Source organism: Clostridium tepidiprofundi DSM 19306 (assembly GCF_001594005.1).
In the GTDB taxonomy this organism is placed as follows: domain Bacteria; phylum Bacillota; class Clostridia; order Clostridiales; family Clostridiaceae; genus Clostridium_AC; species Clostridium_AC tepidiprofundi.
On the sequence record NZ_LTBA01000076.1, the window covers coordinates 1 to 5,989 of the forward strand.

Below are 5,989 nucleotides of genomic sequence, written 5' to 3' on the forward strand. Positions count from 1 at the left end.
GAAGTATTAAGTACAATTGCAGAACATGAAAGAAAAGCTATAAAAAGAAGACAAGCTGATGGAATTAAGGCTGCTAAAGAAAAGGGAATCAAGTTCGGAAGACCTAAAGTTGAAATAGATGATAAACAATTTAAAAAAGTGTACACTAAATGGAAAAATGGAAAGATTAAAGCTGTTGAAGCTATGAAAGAATTGAATTTATCTAAGCCTACTTTCTACAGAAGAGTCAAAGAATATGAGAAAAAAAGTTAAGCATTGTTAGAATACACGGAAAAATACAAGTAAAAATTAAAATCAAGATATTTTGAAATATTTTGAGGTAATATTTGTTTTATAGTATAATCATCGATGTGGAGGTTGTTGATATGGATAAAGAAATGATAGGCATTATACGAGAAGTGTTAAAAGAAGAATTAGAACCAATTAAAAAAGACATACAGATATTAAAAAATGATATAAAAGAAATTAAAAGAGGACAAAATGAAATAAAAACTATAATTAGTGAGTTAGAACCATCCAATGCAAACAGGCATCTTGAATTACTTAATGAAATTAAAGAAGTAAGAAGAGATTTAAATACAGTTGAAATAGTAACATCAAAGAACTGGAATGAAATTGCAAGGTTAAAAGCAGTAAAGTAGAACCAAGTTAAAAGTATTTAAATTAATTAATATACGAACGGATACATTGCAATTTAAAATATAAGCCCCTAAAAACACCCTAGAACGCTTTGAAATATTCTAGGGTAGTTTTATACCTATTTCAAATTTAGAAGGCTTATATGGACTTATACAAGCCTTCTAATAGCATTTCTTTTTTAGATTCATATTCATCATTTGTTAAAATACCTAAATCTCGTAATTCAGAAAGCTTTTTTAACTGCTTATCTACAAAATGTTGTTCTTCTTCATTTGTTGTTTTAGTAAAATTTTCAGCAGTTTCCTCCTCGTCTTCTTCTTTAGTTTCAACTTTATCCCAGCCTAATAATTTTCTTTCTAGCTCTTCAAAATCGTATGTTCTTTGATGATAATTAGTAAAACTATCCTTCGGCTTTGCAACTTGTCTTTCGGGTTTGTCCCAGTCTTCTTTAATAGCTGCCATCAATGTCGCCATGTATCCTCTTTTAAGTGTATGTATCTTTGAGTAATCATTTACTATAATTTTTTTCTTGATTAGGAATTCACCCACACTAATATTTAGATTTTTCCTTTGTATAGTTTTAACTGCTGCATCATATATTTTTTTAGCGTTTAATCCAGTTATTTCTTTATCTTTGAATATATTTTTAGCGAATTCAAAAGTATCATACTCTGATATTTCTTCTCCAGGAGCTTCGTTATATTCGCTATTATTGTATGTATTATAGGCTACATCATCACTCTGCAATCCGCTTGTAACTGCAATTTCTTGTTTGGTTTGGTCTACTATATTTTGTTCTTTTTTGAATGTTTGGTTTTTCTCTATGTAAAACCTTATGCCTGTTACCTTTCTACCTGTTTTGATTTCTTCAAACTCAAATTTTATATCTGTTTTGTTGTTAATTTCTTTCATTGCTATTTTAATAACTCTTTCTTTTAAATTGTTATAACGAGGATATTTATTGTCTTCAATTCCTACTAAAAGCCTAAAATCATTTATACTAAAAGTTATTATTTTTCTATAAGAATATTGTTTTAGTAATTCGTATAACCGTATGGCATATTTGCTTGAAAGCTTAGACACTTGCATTAAAGCATATGTAACAAAATCCTTTTTTAAATTGAGCAAGTATGGTTTAAGTTTGCGACTAAATTCTACTTCAATAATTCCTTTGCCAGGCTTATGTTCTACTGATGAAAACCAATTTACTTGTAATAAACTATGAGGCCTTTTAATTTCAATAACTTTTTTCATTAATTCTTTTGTTATTTTAGGTAAATCATAATATTTAGATTGTCCATTCAAATCCAAAAGGTCAATGAAATCTTTTATTCTTATTTTGTAAATTTTAAATTCTTCATCATCTGGTTCAATTAGTGAAATAGCTGCTAATATAAATAATTGCTCTATTCTCGAAAGTTTATAGGCTCTTAAATTTAAATCATTTGATTTTGAGACTTTATTATTTTTTAATGATAACTTTTTTTCCAATTACACCACCTCATAATAAATTTTAACATATATGTAAGTCTAAATACAACGTATATATTAAAAAGTTGTATTTAGACTCCGAAAAAGTTGTATTTAGACTCCGAAAAAGTTGTATTTAGACTCCGAAAAAGTTGTATTTAACTCCGAAAAAGTTGTATTTAACTCCGAAAAAGTTGTATTTAACTCCGAAAAAGTTGTATTTAAGATTTCGACCCGCTGATTTTACTGGGTTCGCGGAGGCTCTAAACATATTAAACAATATAAACAAGTTAAACAATATAAAACAACTACTGTCCTAACGGACAGATTTTCGGTAGTAGTTAATAACAAAAATTAGTTTAATTTGTGATACAATTAAGATACTGAAAATAATATTTAATGTTTAATGCTAGGGAAGTATACCTAGTAATAGATAATCTGATTTTGTACTAGAAGATGAACTAAATGTAGGAGAACCCATATATGCAATAGCGTTTGATGACATTAAAAAGAATTATAGTAAATCATACAATAATGCATATAATGGAATCTCTTTATATCCCCCTAAAAAGCCCCTAGAACGCTTTTAAATGTTCTAGGGTATGTTTGTACCTATTTTTATTTTAAACGCCTTACACGGGCTTATACAGGCAAAATAAAAGGTGTTTATTTTAAGATGGTGTTTATTTGTTTTGAAATATGTAGTATACTAGAAAAAAGATGCAAAAAAGAAAAAATGTTTAGATAGGCCAATATCTAAACATTCAGAGCTTAAGGCAAACCGTTCCATAAGCTTAAGGTAAATTCAAAAGTTTAGGGTAAACTAATGAATTTTCTAATATCTCTTTATTAATTATTATACATCATCTTGCTAACTATTATACATCATAGTTAGCAAAATTCAAGTATATAGAGCCAAAAATCTTATGGAATAGTTTGCCTTTCTTACATTTCTTGTAGAAAGGTGCGGATATAATATGGGAAAATTAGACATACAAATAAAACAAAAGCAGTTTTTTAAAACTGTATTTAGGAATTTAATTGGAGAAGGTGGAAATCTCCAAAAGAATAATTATATTAGGATATACCAAAATAATTTAGGTGTAGATACAGATGATAAAAAGCAACTAAACATAGTTAAATTTTTTAGTAATGTAGATGATTTAGTTAACTTCACAAGTCAAACATTGTATGGTAAAAATACATATTTTACATTAAGTACAACAACTAGAGCAGGTGGCAAGGAAGAGGACTTACTTAATAGGTCAGTACTAGCATTTGATTTCGATAAAAAAGATTTCGATAAAAATTTTAGCTATAAAGACATCATAGAACGATTTAAAGCGATAAATTTATGGTATCATGTTTTGGTGGATAGTGGTCATGGATATCATGTCTATGTTTGTATAGAGCCAACAACAGATTTGCAAAAGGTAGCAGAAGTTCAAAAGGCATTAGCAACTAAGTTAGGAGCAGATTTGAATGCAATAAAGAGTACACAAATACTAAGAGTACCTTATACATATAACATTAAGCATGAGCCTAAAATGGTTAAAATAATAAAGATGTTTAACAAAGATACAATTAAAAGGTATGACATAAATAAGTTATATAATAGATTTTGTACAAGTGATAAAAATAAAATAGATGCAGAGGACAGAGCGACAAATTTTATAATTAATAATACAAATATACCGCATTGTATAAATGAGATACTAATTAATGGAAGTCCAGAAGGAAAGAGATATTTAGATTTACAAAAGATAGTTGTAGCATTAAGAAATAGAAATAAAACATTAGCAGAGGTAAAACAAGTATGCAAAGAATGGAACATTAAAAGCAATTATAATGATAACTTAGATAATAGAATAGAGAATATTTACAATAACCTAAAGCATGTGAGCATGGATTGTAAAGGATGTAAGTATAGTAAAGAGTGTTTTAACAGAATAGAAAGTGACTTTGATTATAGTCATGGAGAGGTATTATTGACTATGAGCGAAGTACATATAAGCAAGCTAAAAGCCAATAATAGGAAGGGTGCAAAAGTTATGAAAGCAAATGATTTATTAATCTATTGCATACTTAAAAATCATAGTGATGGACTTTATAAAAACGAAATAATAAAGGAATTAACATATAAGGATAAATGTCGCTTAAGTGAAAAAACATTAAGAGAAACATTAAAGAGTTTAGAAGAAAATGGATTTATTAAAGTTGATACAATTAATAGAAAAAAATTTTATAGATTAAAAGATATAAGAAGTAAGATTGAATTAACTTATAATATAAGTTATGGGGCAACTTATGAATGTATAAAGGGTGCAATAACTGTAGATGAATTAAAATTATATAACTATATGAGATATTTACATAATAAGCAACAAAGGGAAAATCCGAAAGCATTAAAAGGTAATTTATTTCAATTTAAGCAAACAGACCTTGCAAAAGATTTAGGAGTTACACAAGGAAGAATATCAGTAATGATTAATAATCTATTAAATGAAAAATTATTAAGCATATGGTATAGGCAACCAAGTAAATTTAATGGATTTGATTTTTATATTTATAGATTAAATTATTAGTAAATAATGTAAAAAAAGATTGGTTGCAAGAGAGGTGTTTTACCTCTTTTTTTATATCAAATTTTATACTAAAGGTGGTAAAATACTAATACATGAATTGCAACAAAAAAATGCCCTTAAACCCGCATGGTTGAGCCATTTTAAAATTTGACAGTGGTAAAATACTAATACATTATATAGTACTATTATATAATGGGCTTTACGGGGTGTTTATATCTTCTTAATAGTCTATATACCCCGTAAAGCCTTATAGTGGTGGAAGTTCTTTAGGAGAAAAGGGTGTTTACTGTGATATACATCTAGAAGTTTCTATTCTTGTTTGGGCGATAGCATCATAGAAGGTATTCTTTTGGCACTTGTTTTTATTACGTGCTAGTTGTAATATACCTTTGTAGATATTAGTTCGTTTTAAGTAAGAAAAGGGATGGTGGTTATCATGTTTAAGAGGAAGTTGCTTATATGTTTGTGTGTGCTAGCGATACCAGTAGTTGCTTTTACAGTGTTATCCTCCTCACTAGCAGGTTGCACTACTGCTAAGCAGAGTGAATTATTGAAAATGATAGATGGGGGAAAATCAATAACCTTAAATCTATCTAAACCGTCATATGAGGTAAAGACGGTAGGGGAGCAAGTAAACAGGTTAGACTGGGTGCAGTTAGACCAGTTAAGCACCTATGATATCTTTAGGTCAGACTTTGACAGTACCTTATCAATAGTGAGGGTATCAGAGAATGGAGTAAATGGTAAGTCAGGGTGTTTATTTGTGGGGAAGGACAACGTAAGAGATGGGAATACAACATTAGCAGATGCCTTTAGGAATGAGGCATTTATAGAGAAGTATTGGAATAAAGCAGAGGTAAGGAATAAGCTAGGTGAGTTATCGAAAGAGGCATATAAGGACATAGACGGAACAAATAACTTAATGGCAAGTATAAATGCTTATTTCAACCTTCTACCCGATAGTGAAAATCCGACTGCGTTTAATGGTACTCAATCACTTACAAGAGAGCAGTTTTATACCCTTGTTTATAGGGCAACAACTCCAGTTAAGCCAATAGAAATAGATAAAAACTTTGAATCAGCAGTTGGAGGAAAAACAGAGTATACGAAATATGCCCAAGGGGTAGATGAGTATGGTTTTCTAAACGTAAATAATAAAAGTCTAGATAGAATCACATATCATGGATTAATAACTAGGGCAGAGGCAGTTTATTTGGTTGTAAATAAATTCTTTAAAGATGAGTTAAAGGAAGTTTCACCAACTGATAAAGCATTTAAAGATACTGAAAATGCAC

At 29.0% G+C, this 5,989-nt stretch carries 4 protein-coding genes and 1 pseudogene; 4 read left to right on the plus strand and 1 reads right to left on the minus strand.

Annotation, left to right across the window (positions count from 1 at the left end; all coding sequences use genetic code 11):
• Both CLTEP_RS14975 and CLTEP_RS13145 read left to right on the plus strand, forming a co-directional pair.
• A pseudogene (locus CLTEP_RS14975) lies at nucleotides 1-252 on the plus strand (recombinase family protein); the annotation flags it as partial.
• 113 nt (nucleotides 253-365) lie between these two features.
• On the plus strand, nucleotides 366-641 hold the full coding sequence (locus CLTEP_RS13145) for a hypothetical protein (RefSeq protein WP_066827430.1): 276 nt from the start codon (nucleotides 366-368) through the stop codon (nucleotides 639-641).
• A gap of 136 nt (nucleotides 642-777) precedes the next feature.
• Here the strand turns inward: CLTEP_RS13145 and CLTEP_RS13150 are convergent, their stop codons facing one another.
• Nucleotides 778-2,130 carry a replication initiation protein gene (locus tag CLTEP_RS13150; RefSeq protein ID WP_066827431.1) on the minus strand — a complete coding sequence of 451 codons (1,353 nt, stop codon included), beginning with the start codon at nucleotides 2,128-2,130 and terminating at the stop codon, nucleotides 778-780.
• Nucleotides 2,131-3,086: 956 nt separating this feature from the next.
• Here CLTEP_RS13150 and CLTEP_RS13155 point away from each other — a divergent pair.
• Entirely contained in the window at nucleotides 3,087-4,694 is a 1,608-nt protein-coding gene (locus CLTEP_RS13155) for a winged helix-turn-helix domain-containing protein (protein ID WP_066827432.1), read from the plus strand.
• A gap of 436 nt (nucleotides 4,695-5,130) precedes the next feature.
• A partial coding sequence (locus CLTEP_RS13160; protein ID WP_153016347.1) for a hypothetical protein occupies nucleotides 5,131-5,989 on the plus strand: 859 nt, incomplete at its 3' end.

Coding starts and splice junctions, on each gene's coding strand:
- CLTEP_RS13155 (WP_066827432.1), top strand. CDS start 3,087: ATGGGAAAATTAGACATACAAATAAAACAAAAGCAGTTTTTTAAAACT.
- CLTEP_RS13145 (WP_066827430.1), top strand. CDS start 366: ATGGATAAAGAAATGATAGGCATTATACGAGAAGTGTTAAAAGAAGAA.